We start from the raw sequence: 24,334 nt of genomic DNA, 5'->3' as shown, positions 1-24,334 counted from the left end.
CTAAACAGATGAACATCCGTTTCATACTCTCACTATTTATCGCGCTTTAACTCAATCTTTCCTGTCATAGACTTCACTGTTAACTTTGTATCATTCTCTTTTCCAATTCCTATACGGCCTTTTACTTTATGATCATTCCCTCTTTCACCAGATGAAAGTGAAAAATCACTTTTGATTCGCCCTGCCTGTGTCGACAAATCCAATTCAAGATTTTCCGGCTCTTTTTCTAGCTTTATATTTATATGAGATGATTCAGTTTTTATTATATTTTCATTTTTTAAGTTGGAAGCAGTTGATACATTAACTTCCCCGGTATTGTTTTGAATATCGAAGCTACCCTCCACTTCCTGTAACGTAATCCCTCCTGATTTAGAAACTCCTTTTATCTCGTCCCCTTTATAATTTTTTATTGTCATATCACTTGAATCACTGTACAAATCCAATTGTTTAGATGACATATTTTCACCTATAATTTCACCTGACTCTGTTTCAATATCTATTTTTTTATATATTTTTTCTGGAAGGTATATTTGCACAGTTGCTGTTTTCAAATTTACAATTGATGGGGAGTTTTTTATAATAATCTCTAATTTATCTCCATCCGCTTTCACTTTTACATCTTTCATCTCTCCTGTATCAACTTTAATATCTTTTTCTGCTGTAGAATGAACTTTAATGTTTTCTCCTACAGTTTTTATATAAATCTCATTTATATGTTTCGCGGTGAACTGTTTGGAAACTGACGATTCATTCTCTCTTGTACCACATGCGACTAGACTTAAAGTGATTATACTTATAAGTAAAAATACATATATTCTCTCTTTCATGGCTTTCATCCCCTTGACTACTTACTTGAATAGCAACCGTAATCTTCCCATTTTCTGTAACTGTCCTATTAATGCAATGCTTAGCAATAAGATAGATAATCCTATATACAAAATAGCATATGACGTTGATACTCCCAGAAAATCTACATATGGAAGATGATTCACTGGCCCTAAATACCATAAAAGCATATACACCACTTCAAACAATTTACGTGTCCTACTCCATACTCCAAATGCTAAGGCTAGCGTTGGAATAAATACTATACCGCTAAGCCAAGAAAGCAAGAGCGAAATATCTTCAATTAATATAAATTGAATGATAACACCACTAGAGATAATAAAACCCACTATAATACCTGAAATCCATGTTGCAAAAAACTTATAAAATGGAGAACAACTCGACATAATAATTTGATCCGTTCCATAATAATTTTCTCTCGTCATCATCTGTGACCAAATTGCAATTGGCCAAATCATAACGATAGATAGCCACTCTCTTGCTACATCTACCGGACATATCAATCCAAATGCTATAAGCCCAACCGCAATAATGTACCACCAGATTGTAAAGCCTTTTAACATAATGGATAACTCAGCTTTTACTAAACGCCACATGCTAATACCCTTTGTTCTCGCTATGGAAGTCAATGCAACTAAATTATTACTACGTTCACTCATAGCAATTAATTCTTTCTCCTGTCTTAACTCTGTTATCTTCTTTTCCCCTTTACTAGACATACCAAATCTATGAAATACAAGAGAAGTAAGCAAAATGAGGAACAATGTAATTCCAAGCCAAATAAAACGCGTTATCAATATTTCACTTGTCCAATGTACTCCATCCCATTGAAAGGTTTGCATCTTCCCTTCTATCGGATAATAACCAAAACTACGATTTTCTTCACCCTTGCTTAAAAATTCAAATTTACTTGCTGCATCGTGAAACATATCAGAACTAATTATATTTAAACCAAAGACATCCCAATAATCATTCGGCTGCTCCATCGCCATAATTCCTAAGAAGACCCATAAAAAAAAGAAAACAACATTTCCTATCACGCCCTTTAAACCGGGAAACACATCAAAGAAAGTAGTCAACGCTGCTAAAAGTGCCAACGAAGGCAACACAATATAAATAAGTGGATATACATAACCACCTAATTGAAACGAAAAATTTTCTCCTCGTATAAATTGCATCATGATAAAAGCAACTATAAACACGATTTCAATGACAACTAAAACAACAAAATTAGAAATTGTTTTACTAAAAATATATTGAAATTTACTTATAGGTGCAGTGGCAATCAATTGTCCTATTCCTAATTGCTGATCATCTGAAATTTGACTTCTTAACATATAAAAACCAAACAACCATAAGAATAAAGATGAAATCATCGCTCCCATACCACCAAGCCAATTCGAATTATATACCCCTCTCACACCACCAAGTTGAAATACTTCATAACCAGAAGAAGCTGCAGGAACACACGCATAGCCTAAAAAAATCGTTAATCCGATTACAATTAAGAACGGATAACTTCTCATTTGTCTAATCAAATTACTTTTAATAAAATAAAACAGATTATATACATTGTTCAATTTCCTGCCCTCCTCTCGAAGAAACATAATAAAGATAAGCATCTTCAAGAGAGGCTGCGATCATATATGCGTTTTTACTAGGCGCATGATTTGAAACAATACGAGCATGAATACCATCACTCCGGTGAACCGCACTACTTACGATACACTTCTTTTGAACATGCTGTAATTCAGAAACTGGTATAACCCACTCCCATACTTTTCCCTCTACATGCTTTAATAGTTGCTCAGGTCGCATATGAGCTAATACATTCCCTTTTGATAACAAAGCAATATCAGTCGCAATTGATTCAATATCTGTTACAATATGCGTTGATAAAATAACTATTCTATCCGTAGAAAGACTAGATAATAAATTTCGAAATCTAATTCTTTCTTCAGGATCCAATCCTACTGTTGGCTCATCTACAATTAATAATTTCGGATCATTTAATAAAGCTTGCGCAATGCCGACTCGTTGTCGCATTCCTCCAGAGTAGCCACCTAATAGTCGTTTTCTATCATTCGTTAAATTTAACGCATCAAGTAGCTCATTAATCCGCTTTTTTGAAGAGTTCATGGCTAAACCTTTCATCGCTACGATGTACTCTAAGAACTCAACGGCATTCATATTTGGATATACCCCAAAATCTTGTGGTAAATAACCAAGCTGTGAACGTAACAACTTTGGTTTCTTTTGAATGTTTTCCCCATTCCATATCACACTACCACTCGTCGGTTGTTCAATTGTTGCTAATATACGCATAAGGGTAGATTTCCCTGCTCCATTTGGTCCTAAAAGTCCCAATATACCAGGCTTTAAATGTAAGCTACATTCATTCAATGCTACTTTCCCACCGTATTTTTTTGTAACGTGGTCAATTACTAATTCCATCATGTTACCTCCTCGCCTTATGAAACGTCATTTTTTAACACTTACGTTTTCTTATTTTCATTGTAGGTGGTGAAAGTAAAATCTAAGTAAAATCTAGAGAAAATTAGCTTAAAATATACATTGAAACTTAAATCATTAAGAGTATCTTCAGCCCGTACTAACTCGTATTTTATTGTCTAGTCACCTCTCACCTAATTTTCCCACTGAATTACGAGGTAGGAATTTTACTGTTAGTTTATTATGAGATAAAACTTCTAAAACTCAATGTATGTTCTAAAAAAAGATTCCGAAACAGATTATTTTTGACTCTGTTTCGGAATCTTTTTTCACACCTTATTCCTTTCGACAATAATTCTTAAAACCTAAAATATAAAATGTAATAACAAACCTACTAACAACCAAAACCTTCTTATTTTTCCCTCTACAAAACTCTTTTCAATTATAGAATGACATGCTGTGATGATACCTATTGAAATATATGCCAAATTAACGATTTAATCTGTTCATACATATTTCCTGTATATTTTTCATGGTATTTAATCACCTATATAATAAAGTAAATCTTTAATCAACAGGAATTTACCGCTCATTAATGTATCATAAAGTACAAACATCAAACAAATTTATATTTTCTCAAATACAAGCAAACATGTACTATTTGGCAATGCTATTTGTTCACCTTGCTCATCAAACAATGTAACTTTCGATGATAAATGTTCTATATATCCTTCTAAAAGGTACTGCTTTGCTTCGATTACTTTTACATTCTCTGAACCTACAACATTCTCTACAAAGTCAATATACTCTTGAAGGGTGAATACACCAAATTGTTCCTGTACTTCATGTGGGTATGCTTCCTCCCCCCACGTATACGTATATAAAAATTCCATTGCATCGTTAACCGGCATCCTTACCCGATCGACGTCTAATGTATTAACTTGAATTTGTCTTCCTTTAAAATCACGTTGATAGTTTTTCAAGAAAGGCATTGCGGCTTCATCATGAAACTGCAATTCACACCATCCTTCACCTTCTGTTTTCACTCCATCACGAATAATCCAACGTCCCCTAGGAGTCAATATTTGAAATACACTCTTCACTAAACGTTCCATTGTTGCAATATTAAACTTCTTACCTTCTGTTTCTCCATAAGAAAAGATTTCATGATTCACTGAGCCACAATGAACTGTAGAAATACTTTCCGGATGAAATGTTTCAGCAAGGTGTAAAGCATCGCCTAGTGTAACTTCCCAGTCGTAGCCTTTTTCGTATTTATCACTTGTTAACTTTTCAATTACATTTCGTGACAAATCTACACCAATAACCGATTTATTCGGATAAACTTCTTTAAATTTATTTATCATTGCGCCCCCACCGGGACCAATTTCTACTATTATATCTCCTACTACATATAGAAGAACCGCAACTTTATCATCTACACTCCCATTCATATGCGAAAGATATTCTTCCTCATTTTCCAACCGATCAAACACATCCCTGCGTAAGCCAAATATTTCACATAACATTATGACTGCTTGTTCATAATGAGCATTATTTTCTTTTTTACAAGCTAAACAAAACTCGATGAGTGTTTTTCCAACTTCACTTGTTCCAAAACCAATTGTTAATACATTTTCAGTTTCCTTTAATTCAGGATACATTTCTGATTGAGGAATTTGAGTCATATTTAGCAATTCTACTATTGATACACTTCGCAATACTTTTTCAATTGCTCGTTTCGTATAAATATTTAAGTATTTTCCCTCCTCTCTCTCATAATACAATGCGCCCATAAGAGGCTGGAAACTGATATGATCTACATTCTTCTCAGTAATACGTTGGTAGGCTAATGCAAACACTTTCACGAACTCCTCAAAACTAAAATGAGTTAATGCTGCTTCTACATACCAAAGGTCATAATCAAATAGAACTGTAAACATTTCTTCTAACCTATCATTCATAATTGAATCATATTCTTGAACAAAATATGTATCATTAGGTGAAGCATTCGTACGTAACCGCCGAATTCGTTCCTTTACACTATATTCAATCAGTTCTCCACAAAGTATTTGTTCAATACGTTCATATACCTCTCCTTGTACTCTTTTCCATAACTTATCAGATACCCCAGTAACAATACATTCATTTAAAACACGAAGCACTTCACGCAGTTCATCTTTTTGAATCACACCTCGCTTCCATAATCTTACCAATTCATCATGAGAATTCATGGATACTTCTCCTCGTAATACTTGCCCTATTAATCCATGTGTACGAATAAGTGTAAACGTTACATCATCATATGGAAAATAGCGTCTATAAATATAAGCTGAATCTTCGTTATGTGCTAAAAATGATACCCCTAAATCCTTCCACTTCTTGCGCTGCGTTACAGAACCACACTTAGATACTTCACTCCAGCACAATACAGTTTCTACACGAGCACGAATACCATATGAAACATTCATTTTTTCTAAATGCCTTAGCGTCCGTTCCACATACTCTAATACACTCTGGTAATTTCTTTCTATACTTACTGTCCCATATTCTTCTAATAAAAACCCTAACCATATATTTGCTTCTTTCGTATATATGTTTCCGTTTCGTACTTCTTCTATTGCATGTAAACTATGTAACATACTCTACTCCCCTTTTGGTTATTCAATGCATATTCTGTCAGAGACATCTATAAAGCAAATGCGTAATCTGCATCCTAATAGATTCATTACTCTATACATGTTATTTTAAACTTCAGTCTATCATACAATTAGCTGTTACTTCTTTTAATCATATACGGTATTCCAATTTATGAAACGTAAAAAAACATCCAAAAATATCATGTATCTCTTTTCTTCTGCTTTATCTTCAACAGAAAAAGATAACCTTTGATATTTCGGATGCTTTTTTGAAGAACTTCACACTTCAAAACCATTAAAAAGGTAAAGTGAATTTAAATCATTCTTTTTTTAGACCTATAAATCGTTATATTCAAAAAATAATTCAATTCATTTTTCATTAAAATAAATGAATATTTTCCTTCTTACAAGCTTCACGCATTTCATCAGGCCATACAGAAGATTGAACTTCACCGATATGCGCTTTACGTAAGAAGTACATGCACATTCTTGATTGTCCAATACCACCACCAATTGTAAGTGGAAGTATGTCTTCTAAAATACCTTTATGGAAATCGTAATCACGTTTGAAATCTTCACCTGTCTTTGTTAACTGCTCATCAAGTGATTTACTGTCAACACGAATTCCCATTGATGATAACTCAAATGAAGATTGCAGTACTGGATGCCAGAATAAGATGTCTCCGTTTAATTTCCAATCGTCGTAGTCAGCTGCGCGTCCATCATGTTTTTCACCAGAGCGAAGCGCATCACCAATTCCGATAATAAAGACTGCACCGTACTCTTTTGCAATCGCGTGTTCACGATCTTTCGGTGTTAACTCTGGATATTTATCTTCTAATTCTTGTGATGTAACAAATACAATATCTTCTGGTAAATACTTACCAAGAAACGGATATTTTTCAAATAAATGATCTTCTAACTCTTTGAATATTCCATAAATTGTTCGTACTGTTTCTTGTAAATAATCTACTGTACGCCATTCTTTTTGAACAATTTTTTCCCAATCCCATTGGTCAACATAAATTGAATGTGTTGCATCAAGTTCCTCATCACGGCGAATCGCGTTCATGTTTGTATATAAACCTTCACCAGCTTCGTAGCCATATTCGTGCAAGGCAAATCGTTTCCATTTCGCTAGTGAATGAACAATTTCTAACTCTTCTCCTGAATGAAGCATATCAAATTCAATTGGACGTTCTACACCATTTAAGTGATCGTTTAAACCTGATTTTTTCGTTACGAATAATGGTGCAGATACACGGAATAATCCCAGACGTTTTGCTAATTGATCCTCAAAAAATGTTTTAACTTCCTTAATTGCAATTTGTGTCTCTCTTACTGTCATTAATGATTGATACATACCTATTTCCTCCTAAAATGTTTGGATGTAGTGGAAAGAAACCAACAAAAAAAGCCCTTCTTTCCCAAAAAACTGGGACGAAAGGCTTTAGTTCCGCGGTACCACCCAAATTAGCAACAGAGGTTGCTCACTTATTCAGTACGGAGATTAGAGAAATCTCGATACTGTTCTTCTTGTAACGGCGAAGTTCCCGGCTAAGTCTACTTTCCCCTAAAGGATTTCGGTTAGCGACTCCAGGAGGTTCTTCATAACAGGCTTCGTATCAGGCTCACACCACCCCTGACTCGCTTTGACTACGTCCTACTACTACTCGTCCTTTCACAGTCGTTTTGTTGTCACATCTCTGAAACATTTTATTAATGATTATTCTATACAAAAAAATAAGAAAGTCAACAAAAATTTAAAAATATTTTTCAATTCTTTATTTTATTTCTTTATCGATTCTTTAAAACCTTATGAGAGTTATCGCTTCTTTTGTGGCTTCGCTCCAAAAAACACTTTACCTAAAGTAACCATCATATATATGACAAGAAGGGTAAGCATTCGAAAAATAGAATCCATTGTATTTCTCATCATTTTCAGTTCCTTTGTACTTCTTTTCATATGTCTAACGTTCTACAATTTGAATAGATCTATGCAAATTACTGTCGATTTTATGATATACTATATCATTCAGTTGTTTGTTCTGATTCATAACGAATAGGAACAAACATAGTCATATCTCGAGATTATATTTCAAAGACATTGACTGCTATCAAAGTAGATTTTTTATAGAATAGTAACGGAGTGATAATATGAGTAAAACGAAAGCAAAAGCTAAGAAAGGTACCGGTCAAGGAACAGGAAGTAAGGGCTGGAACCGTTGGCAATCTAGTGCTAAGAAAAAGAAAAATGCGAAACCTTATAAAAGTAAAGGTACAAAAAAATAATTAAAAAACATGATAAAAGCAAGGAATTCGATACATTATAACTAGCGCTAATGTCCACTTACTTTAAGCAAAGAAAAATGGAATTATTACGTTCATAATGAAAAAAAGCTATTCTTTCACATTTGTGAAAGAATAGCTTTTTTCATTTTCTCTTATGTTAAATCATAAGAATTTCTCTAATCTCTTCTTCCGTAATAGAAGAGAATTTTTCTTGTCCTGGCTCAATCACTTCTGCAATTAAATTCTTCTTGCTCTCTTGTAACTCATTCATTTTTTCTTCAATCGTGCCATGTGCTACTAATTTGATTACTTGCACAGTATTCTTTTGACCCATTCGATAAGCCCGATCTGCCGCTTGCTGTTCGACCGCAGGATTCCACCATAAATCATATAGTATAACAGTATCAGCACCAGTTAAATTTAGTCCCGTGCCACCAGCCTTTAAAGAAATAAGGAATAAATCACCTTCTCCCTCGTTAAATCGATTGCATAGTGCAACACGCTCAGAAGATGGCGTATTCCCATCTAAATAAAAATACGGTACAGCTTGACGGTTCAATTCGCGTCCAATAATAGCAAGCATCTTCGTAAATTGAGAAAATATAAGGATTCTCTTCCCCGTACTTCTACATTCCTCTATAATTTCAAGAAGTTGTTCAAATTTAGCTGAACTCCCCTTGTAGCCGTCCACAAACAAACCTGGGTGACAACAAACTTGCCGAAGTCTCGTCAAACCAGCTAAGATTCTAATTTTATTTTTACGCAACGTATCTTTATCTAAATGTTTTAACGTTTCTTCCCTCAACTTCGCCAAATAAGCTGCATATAATTTTTTCTGCTCTGGAAGTAATTCCGAAGACTGTAAGTGATCAATCTTCTCAGGTAATTCTTTTAAGACATCTTCTTTCAAACGACGTAATACGAACGGCTTCACCCGCTTTGCTATACTTTCACGTCTTAAATCTCCAAACTCTTTTCTTCCCGGAAGCAATTCTGGAAATACTACATTGAAAATAGACCAAAGTTCCTCTAAAGCATTTTCTACCGGAGTTCCCGTTAGCGCAAAACGATACTCTGCTTGAATCGTTTTCACTGCCTTTGCGGTTTGCGTCATATGATTTTTAAACGCTTGTGCCTCATCAAAAAATAACGTATGAAACGGCTGAGCATATAGCCTTACATCTCTTCGTAATAAAGGATATGACGTAATAATGACGTCATACTTTGTAGTATCTTTTAAAATCTTTCGGCGCTCCGCCTGATTTCCATCTACAATAACAGCTCGTATATTTGGAGTGAATTTTTTCAACTCACTGAGCCAGTTATAAACTAAAGAAGATGGTGATACAACTAGTACAGGTAGTTTTTTCTCTCGAATTTCAGGTAAAACAGAAGCGATAAAAGTAATGCTTTGCAGCGTTTTACCGAGTCCCATATCATCTGCTAGAATACCGCCAAAACGATAATGTGCAAGTGTTTTCATCCATTCGAATCCATCTTTTTGATATTCTCTAAGTACTGTGACCAAACTGTCTGGTACAGCAAATTTCAGATTTTTAGGATTCCGAATGTTTTCCATTAATTCTTGAACCGATTGATCTAAACTTAGAACATTCCCTTCTTCAAGTGAATTCATCCATTTCACACTGCGCATGAGGGGTACATTCACTTCTTCTCCTTTTAGAAATTCCTTGCGAATACTCGATTCCTTTATAAACTGGTTAACTTCATTAAATTCATCGCTCTCTAGCGATAACAACGAACCACTCGCTAATCGGTAATATTTACGTTTTTCCTCAAGTGCTGCTAGTACACCTTTAATCTCAGCCTCTGGTATTCCCTTTATATCAAAACGGAATGATAACCAATCAATGCGTTCTTTACGCCGTACCCTTATAATAGGCGCGCTATTCCCCCTATGAATTCGCAACTTGATTGCTGTAGTTGCATAAATCTCCAGTAAACCTTTCAATTTCGGAACAACATGATATAAGAAATTATATTCCGCTTCTTCATTGTGCATAAAATAACCGCCCTCAGTCTTCGCAAAGGCACTTTCATTCATCATTTCTACAATTTCTCGTTCTTTTTTCTCATCGCGATTGAAGACGGAAGGTTGTCCATCCTCTTCTAACGGATTGATAACCACATTTCCATATTGAAATTCTAGTCCTGCTAATAAGCGATTTTTAACTCGGTCTAAAAATAGTTTTGCTTTCAAAGGAGGTGTTTCCATACGCTCTGATATAACCTCATCAATTCGAACATTTCCTAGCTTCATTAAACCTGGTACTACCTTCGCTACAAAATGCTCCATTTTCTCAGCAGGAATATGAAATTGATTACTACGAGAACGATTCATCATTCTTTTTAATTCAATGAGTCGATTACAATCTTCCATGTTTAAATGATATAGCTTCCCTTCAAAAAGAGCATAACCATATGTATCCATTACTTGAACTTGTTGTAATCCATCAATCTGAAGTGTATACCCTCCATTTGTACCTTTATTGAACTCAAAATCTAAGGGTAGTAACCCTTTTGAGACATGGACACCATGAAATGATTTCCCATCATAATATAGCCTTACAAATGAAGTACTAGAAAGCAGAGAAAGCATTTCCTTCCAAGAAGCTGGTGGAATTAAGATCATACTTTCATTTTGTTCAGCGCTCATTTGCAACGATTCTACATACATTTTTTCATTCCGATACATTTGAATCAGCAGTTGAATAACAGCATCTGTTTCTTGTTGAAAGCTGTAGACTTCTGGTGTATACGTAAAATCATTTGAACATATAAAAGGCTCTCTTTGTTCGATTCTATTAAGAAACTCTCTAATTTTATAGACAGGATATAAATTCTCCAGCCTTACCTGAATCCCAAACAACGTTCCCCCATTTTTTGAAGCAACTGGAGTACAAATGAATTCCACATCAAGTATTTTTCGCGTATCAAATCTATGTTGCTTGCTTTTAGGTCGCAGCGGCTTTTCATCAAATATATTCAACATACCATTCGCTAGTTGCTCATCTCTAGCGTTCATGGAATCCTCTTTTGAACTAGCTTCTAATGACCCACCACTTTGTTGAAAATTATTTATATATAGTAATGCAGCTGCAATATGTTGACAGTATGTATGAAAAGAAGCTAGTGAAGGACAGGTGCATTCCCCAACAATATCACCATTATTAGCGGTTTCTATCTTGACATAAAAATCTCCGTTTCCTTTCACTGTTGCCTCGCAAATATTTCTCTGAGCATCATAATTCGTAATATCAACTTTGTTTGTCTTATAATAGATCTCACCTTTTTTATATGAGGTTTCTCCACATAATCGTTTAATTATTGTTTTATTTAATGCAAAGCTCATTATTTTGACCCTTCCCTAAAAATAAAAATTCATCTTTCTTAACGTTATATAAAAAAAACATTAGAATACAAGCATTTCTAATGTTTTTATCTGCTCTTATATAACATTTTACATGTATACACAGTAATATCAAACAGCAATTATTTAAAACAGTCAGTTTAAACTTCAATTATTATAGGAAGAATCATCGGTTTTCTTTTTGTATGTGAGTATACAAACTGTCCAAGTACTTCTTTTATTTCTTTTTTAAGAACATTCCACCTACTCACGTTTTCTTTTTGTAAGTTATTAATGGTTGTTACAACTAGTTGGTTAATGCTCTGCAAAAATTCTTCCGAATCACGAACATATACAAATCCACGAGAAATCGTATCCGGACCAGAAATAATTTTTCCTTCTGTTTTACTAAGAGTGATCACTATCACAAGCATACCATCTTCAGAAAGCTGTTTACGATCGCGTAAAATAGCGTTTCCAACATCTCCAATGCCCAATCCATCTACATATACATTCCCTGCAGGTATTCGTCTGGAGTTCCAAGCGACTTGGTTCTTTATGTCAACAACATCACCATTACGAATAATATAAATATTCTCTTTCTTAACGCCAACGGATGCTGCTAATAGACTGTGATGATGTAACATTCTAAATTCACCATGAATAGGAATGAAATATTTAGGTTTCATTAAAGTAAGCATTAATTTTAATTCTTCTTGATAGGCATGTCCGGAAACATGCATTCCCGTTGAACTGCCCGATCCATAAATCACATTGGCTCCCAATAAAAATAAATTATCTATAATACGTGAAACATTACGTTCATTTCCTGGGATAGGAGTTGCAGCTAAAATAACAGTATCTTCAGATAGGATATCTACCTGTCGATAGTTTCCACTGGCTAAACGTGATAAAGCAGCCATAGGTTCACCTTGACTTCCAGTGCAAAGAATAGCTACCCTTTCTGGATCCATTTGATTGATCTCATTCGCTTCTATTAACATTCCCTCAGGAATATTCAAATAACCTTGTTCTAGAGCAACAGACACCACATTTACCATACTCCTCCCAAGCAAAGCAAGCTTTCTATTCGTTTTTACAGCTGCATCTACCACTTGCTGTACACGATTCACATTAGAAGCAAAGGTAGAAATAATGACTTTTCTACGAGCTTTGATGAACGCTTCTTCAATGCGCTCACCGACAGATCGTTCTGATGGAGTAAATCCAGGACGTTCTGCATTCGTACTTTCAGAGAGTAAGGCTAAAACGCCACCACTTCCAATTTTAGCCATTTTATGAATATCTGGATATTGATTATTTACAGGCGTCAAATCAAATTTGAAGTCGCCTGTATGTACTACAGTACCTTCTGGTGTATGAAAAGCAATACCAAGACAGTCAGGAATACTATGATTCGTTTTAAAAAATGTCAAACTAATTGAACCAAACTCAATAACCGATTCAGAATCAATAACAAATAGTTGCGTCAAACTTTGAAGCCCATGTTCTTTTAATTTAATACCGATTAAACCGATTGTTAATTTTGTTGCATAGATTGGTACATTTAATTGCTTTAATAGATAAGGTATGCCTCCAATATGATCTTCGTGTCCATGTGTAACAACTAAACCTCGAATTTTATCCTTGTTTTCTTGCAGGTATGTAATATCCGGGATAATTAGATCAATTCCTAATAAACTTTCATCTGGAAACTTAGAACCACAATCAATTACCACAATATCGTTTGAATATTGTATGGCATACATATTTTTCCCTATTTCATTTACTCCACCTAAAGCAAAAATGGATAGTGTATTTTCTACTGTGCTCAAAATTAATCCTCCTTTTGGAAAACATTTAAATATATTCGAAGAAATATGGAATGCTTTTTTTATGATTAACCCATCCAACTAAAGATTATTCTGATTTATAGCCGAATACATATTTTTTCCTTATGTTATAAAACATGTTTTTCCTTAGCTTCACTATTTATATAAAGTGAAACTTTAATCAGTGGGGGTTTTCTTCCATATAATTATTAATTTTAGAAATTAAAAAACCGCCTTATTAAAGACGGTTTTTATTTTTTGCTTTTTCCATTCTTTTTAATCAATAAGTATCTGTTAAAATTACATACAATGTTCTGCATTAACGTGTTTCTTTTTCTCTTCTTCTAAGACCAAATAAACCTACTAGTCCTAATAAACCAAGCCATGCCCAATTATTACGATTATCACGATCATTATTCAAATCATTTGTTGTATTTACATTTCGAGTTCTAATATCATTATTAACTCTGTTCATGTTATTGTCATTAACTCTGTTCATGTTATTGTCATTAACTCTATTCGTGATGTCATTATTATTAATTCGATTCATGTTATTGCCATCGTATTCAGCATGGACATTTGTACCAAAAACCATAATAGCTAACACTAATGCTCCTAAAATAGATGATAATTTTTTCATGTTTACCCTCCTTTCATAATTAGTAATGTCTCCAGCTTATTTAGGTATTATTCGTTCAAGGCTATATAAAACCGCTTCGTTTAAAAAATATGATAAATATCTTGAATCCTCATCACTAAAAAACGAACAAATACAGTGAAATTAAACAAACCATGATAAAGTGAAACTTTAATCAGTGGGGGGGGTTCTTCATCCCCCACTGATTATTAGCCCTCACCAATCGGGCCGTTACGGGCAGTTTGTCTCCCACCTAACTTCTTTAGAAAAGCGGAAGCGGCTCACTCAGAATCGCAGGACGCTAGAGCTGGACATTGCTCCTGCCGAATTTTGAGGTGGGAGTATTATTGCCCTAAAGTAGCGGGATAAATCAGCTGTTCTTAATGAAGATAAAACCAATCTGTCATGAGGTTATTGCATCGATTTTATGTTGATAATTTCCTGTATTTTTTTTTAGTATCAACACAACCTAATATAGAGTATGTTGATAAATATTTTATCCTTACTTACAAAGTAAAAAAATGGAGGGACACTAATGAAACATGTTGTGGCCTTATTAATTAAATATACTGCAGTTAGTGCTGTACTACTTATGATATTAGGTATTTTTCAAGATATCTCAATCCCTAGGATATTGTTTATTTCTTTAGTAATTACAGGAGCGGCCTATTTAATAGGAGATTTGTTTATTTTACCTAAGTATGGAAATACGGTTGCGACAATTGTAGATTTTGGGTTAAGTTTTTTAGGAATCTGGGTATTAACTTATCTTCTTACAAATATAGATCTAACTCGTAATATTACAGCATCCTCCTTTTGGGCGGCTCTTCTCATTGGTATAGTAGAGATATTTTTTCATATTTATATGAAAAGAATGGTTTTGCATGAAGATGGAGATTTACGCACGTCATCTAACATACATCATCATGACAAGTATGCTATGGAGTTTTCAGATGAATATGTGGATCATTCTAAAATACCAAAAGTGCATTCACCTAAAAAAGTGGAAGATACAAATGATACATTAAAATAAAAACATAATTGGATCATCCCCAAACGGCATGATCCAATTATATTTTTTAAAAGAACATTGTTTTTGTATAAATACTCTCTTTTATCAAGTCATTTATAAAATTTAATACAACCTCACAATGCAACTCTCTCTTATATGAGATCCCCAATTCCTTTAATTGCTTCATATCCAAAATACAGCCCAAACCCAACTAAAACAATTCCCGCAAAAATAGAAATCCATTTCATTATACGGTTATTTACAAACCTTCTGCCAAAATGAATGGAAGTCGCCATAAATAAATCCCAAATCATAATCCCAACAAATATTGTAATGCTATATAATAGCGCTTTTTCTTTACCTACAGTGCCAATTGCACTTGTCAAAACTGCTCCATAAATTCCAATCCAAAATACAATATTAAGCGGGTTAGAGATTGCAATTAAAAAGCCTGAAACAAATGATTTCATTGGATGTTCTCTTTCTTCATTCCCTTTACTCTCGACCTGCTTAGAAGCATCTTTTATACTTTCGTATCCAAGATACAACAGCGTAAAGAAACCAAATATCCAAATGATCAACTTCGCAACAGGGGTTGTTAAATAGACAGAAACCCCGAAATAAATTAAAAGCATCATAATAACATCTGCTGACATTGCTCCTACTCCAACAAGCCATGCACTTAAAAAGCCATTTTTTATTCCTTTATTAATTTGAGCAACATTGATTGGTCCGACAGGCGCTGATAGAGAAATCCCCAGCAACAAGTAACTAAAAATGGTACTTATCATTTTTCATTTCACATCCTTATATATGTATTCCAAAACAAATTTACATTCAATTATACCCTTTTATTACCATAAAACAACAAAAATTCAGAATTTTACATATAAAAAGAGGATGCTCATTTAGAAGCATCCTCTATTCTATCTCCATTAATCTCTTCGCCTCAAAATACAACACTTGAATAAACTTTTTCGTATTAATTCTTATATGCCCTGATGTTGTTAGCTCTTCTTTCGTCATTTCTGTCATACGCTTACGAACAATGGTAAAATCAAAAAACTTCGGCGCATAGCTTTCAAACTTCGGATTCGAAAAATCTGTTAAACCAAGGGAAGCTAGATGGTTCAAAGATTGATAAATCGCTCGACGTACTCTTTGTTCTGAAGCCTTTCTTTCTTTATCAATTTCTGCTTCTGAAGCCGTCCCTCCTAATTTTTTGACCGTAATATAGTGAAAAATGTCTTTCAGTGCTGGAAAGCCATATTCAAATGTTTTTTCTTTTTCTTGGCCTAATAAATATTCCAGCATACTCAGTAAATCTTTACTTCCATTCTCTCCAGCGATTCCGAGTTCCGATAATAAATAACGACCTGAGTCCGCTATTTTTTTCTCTTCTTTCACGGGTTCATTTCGAACTTGTGGTTGTTCCCATTGGAAGACGTTATTCAATGATTTTTGAATATCCTGTATTGATCGTTCTAATCGAATACGTTCCATCACCTTTCGTACAACAGATACAACCTCAATTTTATTCAATGGTTTTGTAATATAATATTCAACACCCAAAGAATAAGCTTCTCCAATTAATTGTTTCGATTCAACTTGAGAAATCATAATCACTTTTCCTGTAAACGTCGGTAGAATATGACGTACTGTTTCAATTCCATCCCGAATTGGCATTAATAAATCAATAAATAAAATATCTACCTTCTTAAAATTTAGCTGAGCCGCTTCAACAAAAGCACCATCTTCCGCTTCTCCTACCACTTCTCCGAGATCCTCATCTTCAATAATTTGTGATAGCATAGAGCGGAAGACTTCATCATCATCTACGATGTAATAAAACATTCTATCACCCTCCCCTTGTTAAACTAGACACAGGTAAACGTACGACAAATTTACATCCTCTTTCATTTTCTCCGTCCTGAAGGTTCACTTCTCCTCCTAGTTCTGCAACCATCTCTTTTATATAGGACAAGCCTATTCCCGTTGATGGTGTCCCTGTTTGATCATACTTCGAAGTAAATCCCGGCTTAAATACTAACTCTTTATATTTTGGTGCAATACCAGGACCATTATCTATTACTTCGAATATTACATTTTCTTCTTGCTTGTTGGCATGTATTACAATTACACCAACACCCTCTATTGCCTCTACAGCATTTGCAACTAAATTATTTAAAATGGACAATACAGTGTACACATGGTACTCATTGTGTTCACCTTCTATACTTTTAGAAAATGTTATCTCTTTCCCTAATAGCTGAGCGTACTTCTCATTTATCCTGACAATCATTTCTGCTAATTCATGCCCTTCTATGTATTCAGAAAGATTTTTATCTAATAGAAGCTTTGATAATCCTGCAAAAATCCTTTGATTATCTTTTTTAATTTCGTGTACTTCCCCAGCAATTTTCAGTACTTTTTTACTATGTATTTCTATGCTACTTGCATCATTACTAGCTTGTAAATTTCGATATAATTGATATGCTTCTTGTGTAATTAATTCTGCATTTTGAAGTGTCTTTTTTAAATGAACAGATTCCACATATAAATTAGAAAGATGCATCAACATCTTTTCATTTTCTTTTCGAACTTGTGCTTCTTTTAATTTCGTTTCATATAAACTCATCATATTTAAAAATCCAAGGGCAAAGAAACTTCGAAAAACAGCAATAATAATCAGTTTATTTACTTCTGAAACCGCGATCGTTGTACCAAGTATCAAAAAATGATTAAAAGCAAGTTCCGACATACTCGATATAATTTCAATTGAAATACCAAAACATCCTATGATGAATGGTTTTTGATGAAATTTATTTACTCTACATAATGAGAACAAACTTCCATAAATAAAATAATAAAAGAAAACTGGATAACGCAAATAAAAAGACTCTGCTAAATCAAAGTTCCCTTGCATCATCCAATCCAGGCTAATTCGAAATATGGCAACAGATAGCCCAACGAGTAAACCCGCTATAGCACCTGGTATTTTCCGTAAAAATAGTAACAAAAAGAAAAAGATTGGTGTTCCAAAACTCACACGAAATGTATCATTAAACGGATGAAAATTTAATTCTCCTGCTATTGGAACAATTAACACTAAAATAATTAAAAGGGACATATCTTTCTTCCACAATTGATTCCAATTCAAAGATGCCACTTCCTATTTATGAAATATAATTTTTCAAAAAATGAACAAGGAAAGCCCGCTTATTTTATATAAACGGGCTTTATTTCTATAGTGTTACCTGTTTAGCTGCTTTTACTTCTCGATATACAGGCTGCCACATTGCTTCTTTCACAGCTTTTCTGATATCGTTATCACCGAGTTCCTTACGAGCAACCCCTTCAGCAACTGCTGCTTTGGCTACTTCAATCGCTACTATCTCTGAAATGTTACGCAGTTCTTCTACTTCTGGAAGAATAGGTGCTCCTGGCTGACTTGTATCTACCATGCTTGCTACTGCTTCTGCTGCTGCTGCAAACATACCATCTGTCATTACACTCGCACGAACGACAATTGTTCCAAGACCGAGCCCCGGGAAGATAAGGGCATTATTTGATTGTCCAATTACATATGTTACACCATCATACGTAACTGGCTCAAATGGACTTCCAGTTGCTACAAGCGCTCTGCCTTCTGTCCAAGTTATCAAATCAACCGGCTTTGCTTCTGCAAGTGGCGTTGGATTAGACATTGGTAAAATAATTGGTCTTTCTACATGAGAAGCCATTTCCTTTACAATTTCCTCTGTAAAGGCACCAGCAACTGTTGATGTACCAATTAAAATTGTTGGTCTTACATGTTTCACAACTTCTGCAAGCCCAATCATGTCCCCATGCTTCCATTCGTTTACTTCAGATTCCTTACGTGCGTATGGAACCTGGAAATCAAGAAGATCTTTCATGCTATCTGTAAGTAAACCATTGCGGTCAATACACCAAAATCGCTCGTTTGCTTCTTTCTCTGACAAGCCCGCACGAACCATCGCATCTCGCACTTGATCTGCAATTCCAATTCCGGCTGTTCCAGCACCAAATACAACAACGCGATGTTCACATAAAGGAACACTAGAAGCTTTCACTGCTGATAATACAGCAGCAAGTGAAACGGCACCTGTTCCTTGAATATCATCATTAAATGTACATACATCATTACGGTATTTATCTAAAATTCTACGTGCATTACGTGAACTAAAGTCTTCCCAATGTAGTAACGCTTTCGGAAACTTATTACATACAGCTTTTACGAATGTATCAATAAACGTATCATAGGCTTCACCTGTTATACGTGGATGACGATTTCCGATATAAAACGGGTTATTTAATAAATCCTCTCGGTTTGTTCCTACATCTAAAATTACAGGTAATACACGACTAGGATCGATTCCAACTGCTGCCGTATAAACAGCTAGTTTTCCAATGGCGATATTAATACCACCAACGCCCCAGTCACCAATTCCTAATATTCCTTCACCATCTGTTACAACGACTAAATCTACATTGTCAGCCGTTGCACCAATATTAGAGAACGCTTCTTCTATACCAGAAGGATCATTAATGGATAAATAAACTCCACGTGGTTTACGATACTCATGACTATACCTTTGAATCGCTACCCCAACAGTTGGCGTATACACAATTGGAAGCATTTCTCGTAAATGATCTGTCAATAAACGATAAAATAATACTTCATTTCGATCATGAAGTGCTGTTAAATATACATTCTTTAATAAGTCATCTGGCTGTGAACTAAATTGTTCATATGCACGGCGTGCTTGTTCATCTAATGTTAATACCGCTGGCGGTAATAACCCTTTTAATCCTAGTTCTTCTCGTTCTTCTTCTGTAAAAGCGACACCCTTATTTAAAATTGGCGTTGCTAATACTTCTACTCCTCTTAATGTTGTTTCTAATGCACCATTAGAGGAAACCGTAAATTTACTCATACCATCCCTACCTTTATTTATCTATGCCATTTCTATATTGTAAACAAAAAAGAGGGGAATGTCCCCTCTTCTTTTAGTTTTTCTTTAGAAGAGTTGCTCCCGCAATCCCCGGATGTGTCATTTCATATGGATCTAAAATTAAATCTAATTCTTCTTGTGATAATACACCATTTTTCACACAAAGTTCTCTAACAGATTGTCCAGTTGCAATCGCCTCTTTTGCAACACGAGCCGCTGCTTCATAACCAATATGAGGATTCACAGCTGTAATAATTCCTACACTTTTCTCAACATATTCTTTCAAGTGTCCTTCATTTGCTTCAATTCCTTTTAGACAATTATCTGTAAAGGCACGGAAACCGTTATTCATAATGCTAATGGATTGAAGTAAGTTAAAGACAAGTACTGGCTCCATAACGTTTAGTTCTAATTGACCAGCTTCTGAAGCAAGACAAATCGTATGATCATTTCCGATTACTTGGAACGCAATCTGGTTAATCACTTCTGGCATAACAGGGTTTACTTTCCCTGGCATAATAGATGAACCTGGTTGACGAGCTGGAAGCATAATTTCTGCTAATCCAACACGCGGACCTGATGCCATTAAACGAAGATCATTTGCAATTTTAGACATGTTCATCATACATACTTTCAGCGCTGCTGATACTTCAGTATACGCATCCGTATTTTGCGTTGCATCTACTAAATCTTCCGCTCCAACAAGAGGTAACTCACTAATTGAAGCTAAATGTTTCACTACTGCTTCAATGTACTCTGGATCTGCATTTAATCCTGTACCAACTGCTGTTGCCCCCATGTTAACTTCATATAAATGTTGACGAGATTGCTTAATTCGTTTTATATCGCGTTCAAGCACACGAGCATACGCTTTAAATTCTTGTCCAAGACGAATTGGTACAGCGTCTTGTAAATGTGTGCGCCCCATTTTAATCACATGGTCAAATTGCTCTGCTTTTAATTCAAATACATCATGCATATAGCCCATTGTTTGCAATAACACTTCTAGTGCATTTAATGTCGCAATGTGAATTGCTGTTGGAAATGCATCATTTGTTGATTGTGCCATATTCACGTGGCTATTTGGACTAATATAGTGATAGTCTCCCTTTTCCATCTCTAATAATTCAAGAGCACGATTGGCAATGACTTCATTTGCATTCATGTTCATAGAAGTTCCTGCACCGCCTTGTATTGGATCGACGATGAAGTGATCATGCCATTTCCCTTCAAGAATTTCTTGTGCAGCTTCGGCAATAGCACCACCTTTTTTCAATTCCAATCTTCCTACATCTACGTTCGCAAGTGCTGCTGCTTTCTTCACAATCGCAAATGCTTTAATTAGACCATCATGAATTTTATAGCCTGTAATTGGGAAGTTCTCTACAGCACGCATTGTTTGAACTCCATAATAAGCATGCATTGGTACTTCTTTTTCACCTAAAAAATCTTTTTCAATTCGTACATTTTTGGTAGTTTCAGTTAATGTTGCCACCATTACCACTCCTTATCTATTTCTTAAGCTACTTCTGTTTGTTTGACTGTTTCTACATATTGTTTTGCCTTCTCCTGATCGAATTCACCTTCCCATTTCGACATAACAATAGCCGCTAATGCATTTCCTAAAACGTTAACAGATGAACGGATCATATCTAAAACACGGTCGATACCAGCAATTAAAGCAATTCCTTCAAGCGGTAATCCCATCGAACCTAATGTTGCAAGGACAACCACAAATGAAGCACCTGGAACTCCAGCCATTCCTTTTGACGTTAACATTAAAACGAATAATAACGTAACTTGCTGTGTGAGCGACATATGCACACCATACATTTGTGCGACGAATAGTGCCGCTAATGCTTGATAAATCGCCGATCCTGTTAAGTTAAATGTGTAACCTGTCGGAATAACGAAAGAGGCAACCGCCTTCGGACAACCGAACTCTTCCATTTTTCTCATTATATTAGGTAAAACCGCTTCTGAACTTGCTGTTGTAAATGAAAGAATAAGTTCTTCTTTTAAAATTTTCATTAATGTAAAGATATTTACTCCTACCATTCGTGCATTAATACCTAATACAACAATAACGAATAGTATAACAGTTACATACACAGCTAGCACTAATTTTCCTAAAGGAAGTAGTGTTGCTACACCAAATTTTGCAACGGTAACTGCAATCAACGCAAATACGCCAAACGGAGCGAATTTCATTACTTGGTTTGTAACCCAAAACATCGCTTCAAGTACACCTTCAAAAAAGTTAAATACAGGCCTTCCTTTTTCACCAATTGCCGCAACTCCTAAGCCAAATAAAACGGAGAAGAAGATAATTGGCAATAGATCACCCTGTGCCATTGATTGAATTACATTCGTTGGTACAATATGAACAATTGTTTCTGCAAAACCTTTTTTCTGCGTTGTATCAGCTGTTTCTTTGTATGATGAAATATCACTTTGCTGTAAATTATTCATATCAACGCCAGTTCCTGGTTGGAACACGTTTGCTGCAACTAATCCCATTAAAATCGCAATTGTTGTGATAATTTCAAAATAGAGGATTGTCTTACCACCTAGTTTTCCAAGTTTCTTCATATCCCCTACACCAGCGACTGCAACAATCAGTGCTGAAATAACAATAGGCACAACAATCATTTTGATTAAATGAATAAATATATCCCCAATTGGTGTGATATAAGAAATCGCTGTTTTATTGCCATAAAAGATTGCCCCTACTACAATCCCTAAAACAAGTGCAACAAAAATTTGTGCTGCCAATCCGAATTTTTTCATATGTTTTTCATCCCCTTCATGCGAACGCTTTCAATTTGTATTTATAAAAGCTTATCCACATGATATAAGCAAACCTACAAAATCAGACAAAAACCTACATGTTCGTCACAAAAAATTCGAATTTTTTTCTTTAATTATTCATTGACACCCTTTGACGATAAAAAAGTTAAAATAACATTGATAAAATATCTGATTTCTTTGTATAATCTAAAAGATAAGTTTATTCGAACATAAATAAGATGAAAAGGAGTGGATATTATGAAGAATCGTAAGAAAGATTTCATTATAACTCTTCCTTTTCTATTTTACTTTCTTGTAAAGGAGCAAAGGCATTCGCCTCTGCTCCTTTTTTATTGCAACTTGATATGCTTGTAACATACAGAAAAATGCCACATTAGCAAAGCAATTAGGTCAGGAATAAACTACCTATAAGAACCTAATATGATGAAGACTAATTCTCGGTGATGGTTACGGACTCCACTGATAAAGTGAAACTTTAATCAGTGGAGGTTTTCTTCCTCCCCCACTGATTATTAGCCCTCACCAATCGGGCGGTTACGGGCAGTTTATCTCCCACCTACCTTCTTTGCTTTCGCCGAATTTTGAGGTGGGAGTATTACTGCCCGTTAATGCGGGATAAAAACTTTACTTTAAATAAGGAGAGATGATATTGAAACCCTACAATCGTGTTTTAATTAAACTCAGCGGCGGTGCTCTCGCTGATCAAGATGGAAATAGTTTTGGTTCCAAACGTTTAGAACATATCGCAACTGAGATTTTATCAATTGTCGATTTAGGTATTGAAGTTTCTCTTGTCGTTGGCGGGGGGAACATTTTCAGAGGCAATTTAGCTGAGGAATGGGGAATTGATCGCGTTGAAGCAGATAATATAGGAACATTAGGTACAATTATGAATAGTTTAATGCTACGAGGCGTACTCACAAGCAAGACAAATAAAGAAGTGCGCGTTATGACATCTATTCCGTTTACAGCAGTGGCAGAGCCCTATATTCGTTTGCGAGCCGTTCACCATTTAGAAAAAGGGCATATTGTCATCTTTGGCGGGGGAAACGGGCAACCATTCGTTACAACAGATTACCCAAGTGTCCAGCGCGCAATTGAAATGAATAGCGATGCGATTTTGGTCGCAAAACAAGGTGTAGATGGTGTTTTCACAAGTGATCCGAAACGAAATAAATCAGCAAAAATGTATCGTCATTTAAATTATAATGATGTTGTTCGAAACAACATCAAAGTGATGGACCAATCAGCCTTATTACTTGCTCGTGACTATCATTTACCAGCTCATGTTTTTAACTTCGATGAACCAGGAGTTATGAAAAAAATATGTTTAGGTGAGCATATTGGTACGCTAATTAATCATGAGTTATCAGAACTCGTAGAAGAAAATTAATTTTTCAAAAATAACTCGAATACAATACTGTGTTATAGGTGTGATATTTCAGCACACCTATACACTTTCTAAAAA

18 protein-coding genes and 1 other annotated feature are annotated in these 24,334 nt (G+C 35.0%); of the genes, 3 read left to right on the top strand and 15 right to left on the bottom strand.

Going from position 1 to position 24,334, the window contains the following annotated elements; all coding sequences use genetic code 11:
• Positions 1-32: 32 nt before the first annotated feature.
• The 6 genes from KFD70_RS02515 to KFD70_RS02490 all read right to left on the bottom strand — a co-directional run bounded on the left by KFD70_RS02515 (position 33) and on the right by KFD70_RS02490 (position 7,902).
• Positions 33-836: a DUF4097 family beta strand repeat-containing protein gene (locus tag KFD70_RS02515; protein ID WP_336451930.1), complete on the bottom strand. Its 804-nt coding sequence runs from the start codon at positions 834-836 to the stop codon at positions 33-35.
• Between the two features lie 12 nt (positions 837-848).
• Complete coding sequence (locus KFD70_RS02510) at positions 849-2,426, bottom strand: hypothetical protein (RefSeq protein WP_336451929.1); 1,578 nt, start codon at positions 2,424-2,426, stop codon at positions 849-851.
• Complete coding sequence (locus KFD70_RS02505) at positions 2,410-3,300, bottom strand: ABC transporter ATP-binding protein (protein ID WP_336451928.1); 891 nt, start codon at positions 3,298-3,300, stop codon at positions 2,410-2,412. The genes KFD70_RS02510 and KFD70_RS02505 overlap by 17 nt, the downstream gene beginning before the upstream one ends.
• A 623-nt stretch (positions 3,301-3,923) precedes the next feature.
• Positions 3,924-5,939 carry a class I SAM-dependent methyltransferase gene (locus tag KFD70_RS02500; protein WP_431612893.1) on the bottom strand — a complete coding sequence of 672 codons (2,016 nt, stop codon included), beginning with the start codon at positions 5,937-5,939 and terminating at the stop codon, positions 3,924-3,926.
• A 376-nt stretch (positions 5,940-6,315) separates the two neighbouring features.
• Positions 6,316-7,299, bottom strand: a complete 984-nt coding sequence (gene asnA / locus KFD70_RS02495; protein ID WP_336451926.1) for an aspartate--ammonia ligase — start codon at positions 7,297-7,299, stop codon at positions 6,316-6,318.
• A gap of 70 nt (positions 7,300-7,369) precedes the next feature.
• Positions 7,370-7,630: a binding site (T-box leader), on the bottom strand.
• 131 nt (positions 7,631-7,761) lie between these two features.
• A complete protein-coding gene (locus tag KFD70_RS02490; protein ID WP_336451925.1) occupies positions 7,762-7,902 on the bottom strand; it encodes a hypothetical protein in 141 nt (46 codons plus the stop codon).
• Positions 7,903-8,093: 191 nt separating this feature from the next.
• Between KFD70_RS02490 and KFD70_RS02485 the strand changes: the two genes are divergently transcribed.
• Complete coding sequence (locus tag KFD70_RS02485; protein WP_017152329.1) at positions 8,094-8,228, top strand: DUF3934 family protein; 135 nt, start codon at positions 8,094-8,096, stop codon at positions 8,226-8,228.
• A 157-nt stretch (positions 8,229-8,385) separates the two neighbouring features.
• On the opposite strand, the gene KFD70_RS02480 is transcribed toward KFD70_RS02485, so the two are convergent.
• The 3 genes from KFD70_RS02480 to KFD70_RS02470 form a co-directional block, all read right to left on the bottom strand.
• A complete protein-coding gene (locus KFD70_RS02480; RefSeq protein WP_336451924.1) occupies positions 8,386-11,601 on the bottom strand; it encodes an SNF2 helicase associated domain-containing protein in 3,216 nt (1,071 codons plus the stop codon).
• A gap of 158 nt (positions 11,602-11,759) precedes the next feature.
• Positions 11,760-13,433 carry a ribonuclease J gene (locus tag KFD70_RS02475; RefSeq protein WP_336451923.1) on the bottom strand — a complete coding sequence of 558 codons (1,674 nt, stop codon included), beginning with the start codon at positions 13,431-13,433 and terminating at the stop codon, positions 11,760-11,762.
• 316 nt (positions 13,434-13,749) lie between these two features.
• On the bottom strand, positions 13,750-14,070 hold the full coding sequence (locus KFD70_RS02470; protein ID WP_431612891.1) for a WGxxGxxG family protein: 321 nt from the start codon (positions 14,068-14,070) through the stop codon (positions 13,750-13,752).
• Positions 14,071-14,602: 532 nt separating this feature from the next.
• On the opposite strand from KFD70_RS02470, the gene KFD70_RS02465 reads away from it, so the two are divergent.
• Positions 14,603-15,100: a YndM family protein gene (locus tag KFD70_RS02465; protein ID WP_336451921.1), complete on the top strand. Its 498-nt coding sequence runs from the start codon at positions 14,603-14,605 to the stop codon at positions 15,098-15,100.
• A 131-nt stretch (positions 15,101-15,231) separates the two neighbouring features.
• On the opposite strand, the gene KFD70_RS02460 is transcribed toward KFD70_RS02465, so the two are convergent.
• The 6 genes from KFD70_RS02460 to KFD70_RS02435 form a co-directional block, all read right to left on the bottom strand.
• The gene (locus KFD70_RS02460) at positions 15,232-15,870 is read right to left on the bottom strand and encodes a LysE family translocator (protein ID WP_336451920.1); all 639 of its coding nucleotides are present in this window, start codon (positions 15,868-15,870) and stop codon (positions 15,232-15,234) included.
• A 130-nt stretch (positions 15,871-16,000) separates the two neighbouring features.
• Positions 16,001-16,933: a response regulator gene (locus tag KFD70_RS02455; protein ID WP_336451919.1), complete on the bottom strand. Its 933-nt coding sequence runs from the start codon at positions 16,931-16,933 to the stop codon at positions 16,001-16,003.
• Positions 16,934-16,937: 4 nt separating this feature from the next.
• Positions 16,938-18,248, bottom strand: a complete 1,311-nt coding sequence (locus tag KFD70_RS02450) for an ATP-binding protein (protein ID WP_336451918.1) — start codon at positions 18,246-18,248, stop codon at positions 16,938-16,940.
• A gap of 76 nt (positions 18,249-18,324) precedes the next feature.
• The gene (gene malS / locus KFD70_RS02445) at positions 18,325-20,058 is read right to left on the bottom strand and encodes an oxaloacetate-decarboxylating malate dehydrogenase (protein ID WP_431612905.1); all 1,734 of its coding nucleotides are present in this window, start codon (positions 20,056-20,058) and stop codon (positions 18,325-18,327) included.
• 52 nt (positions 20,059-20,110) lie between these two features.
• Positions 20,111-21,553 carry an aspartate ammonia-lyase gene (gene aspA, locus KFD70_RS02440; RefSeq protein WP_336451917.1) on the bottom strand — a complete coding sequence of 481 codons (1,443 nt, stop codon included), beginning with the start codon at positions 21,551-21,553 and terminating at the stop codon, positions 20,111-20,113.
• A gap of 20 nt (positions 21,554-21,573) precedes the next feature.
• Complete coding sequence (locus KFD70_RS02435) at positions 21,574-22,845, bottom strand: cation:dicarboxylate symporter family transporter (protein WP_336451916.1); 1,272 nt, start codon at positions 22,843-22,845, stop codon at positions 21,574-21,576.
• Positions 22,846-23,515: 670 nt separating this feature from the next.
• Here KFD70_RS02435 and pyrH point away from each other — a divergent pair.
• Entirely contained in the window at positions 23,516-24,259 is a 744-nt protein-coding gene (pyrH, locus tag KFD70_RS02430) for a UMP kinase (protein ID WP_336451915.1), read from the top strand.
• Positions 24,260-24,334 lie beyond the last annotated feature (75 nt).

The organism is Bacillus pfraonensis, assembly GCF_050768835.1.
Taxonomy (GTDB): Bacteria; Bacillota; Bacilli; order Bacillales; family Bacillaceae_G; genus Bacillus_A; species Bacillus_A pfraonensis.
This window is presented reverse-complemented; position numbering and strand designations above follow the sequence as displayed.

Bases quoted from the DNA above. Each gene is read 5' to 3' on its own strand.
- KFD70_RS02505 (WP_336451928.1), bottom strand. From the start codon at position 3,300: ATGGAATTAGTAATTGACCACGTTACAAAAAAATACGGTGGGAAAGTA.
- KFD70_RS02470 (WP_431612891.1), bottom strand. From the start codon at position 14,070: ATGAAAAAATTATCATCTATTTTAGGAGCATTAGTGTTAGCTATTATG.
- KFD70_RS02465 (WP_336451921.1), top strand. From the start codon at position 14,603: ATGAAACATGTTGTGGCCTTATTAATTAAATATACTGCAGTTAGTGCT.
- KFD70_RS02460 (WP_336451920.1), bottom strand. From the start codon at position 15,870: ATGATAAGTACCATTTTTAGTTACTTGTTGCTGGGGATTTCTCTATCA.
- KFD70_RS02480 (WP_336451924.1), bottom strand. From the start codon at position 11,601: ATGAGCTTTGCATTAAATAAAACAATAATTAAACGATTATGTGGAGAA.
- asnA (WP_336451926.1), bottom strand. From the start codon at position 7,299: ATGTATCAATCATTAATGACAGTAAGAGAGACACAAATTGCAATTAAG.
- KFD70_RS02455 (WP_336451919.1), bottom strand. From the start codon at position 16,933: ATGTTTTATTACATCGTAGATGATGATGAAGTCTTCCGCTCTATGCTA.
- KFD70_RS02435 (WP_336451916.1), bottom strand. From the start codon at position 22,845: ATGAAAAAATTCGGATTGGCAGCACAAATTTTTGTTGCACTTGTTTTA.
- KFD70_RS02490 (WP_336451925.1), bottom strand. From the start codon at position 7,902: ATGAAAAGAAGTACAAAGGAACTGAAAATGATGAGAAATACAATGGAT.
- KFD70_RS02515 (WP_336451930.1), bottom strand. From the start codon at position 836: ATGAAAGCCATGAAAGAGAGAATATATGTATTTTTACTTATAAGTATA.
- KFD70_RS02485 (WP_017152329.1), top strand. From the start codon at position 8,094: ATGAGTAAAACGAAAGCAAAAGCTAAGAAAGGTACCGGTCAAGGAACA.
- aspA (WP_336451917.1), bottom strand. From the start codon at position 21,553: ATGGTGGCAACATTAACTGAAACTACCAAAAATGTACGAATTGAAAAA.
- KFD70_RS02500 (WP_431612893.1), bottom strand. From the start codon at position 5,939: ATGTTACATAGTTTACATGCAATAGAAGAAGTACGAAACGGAAACATA.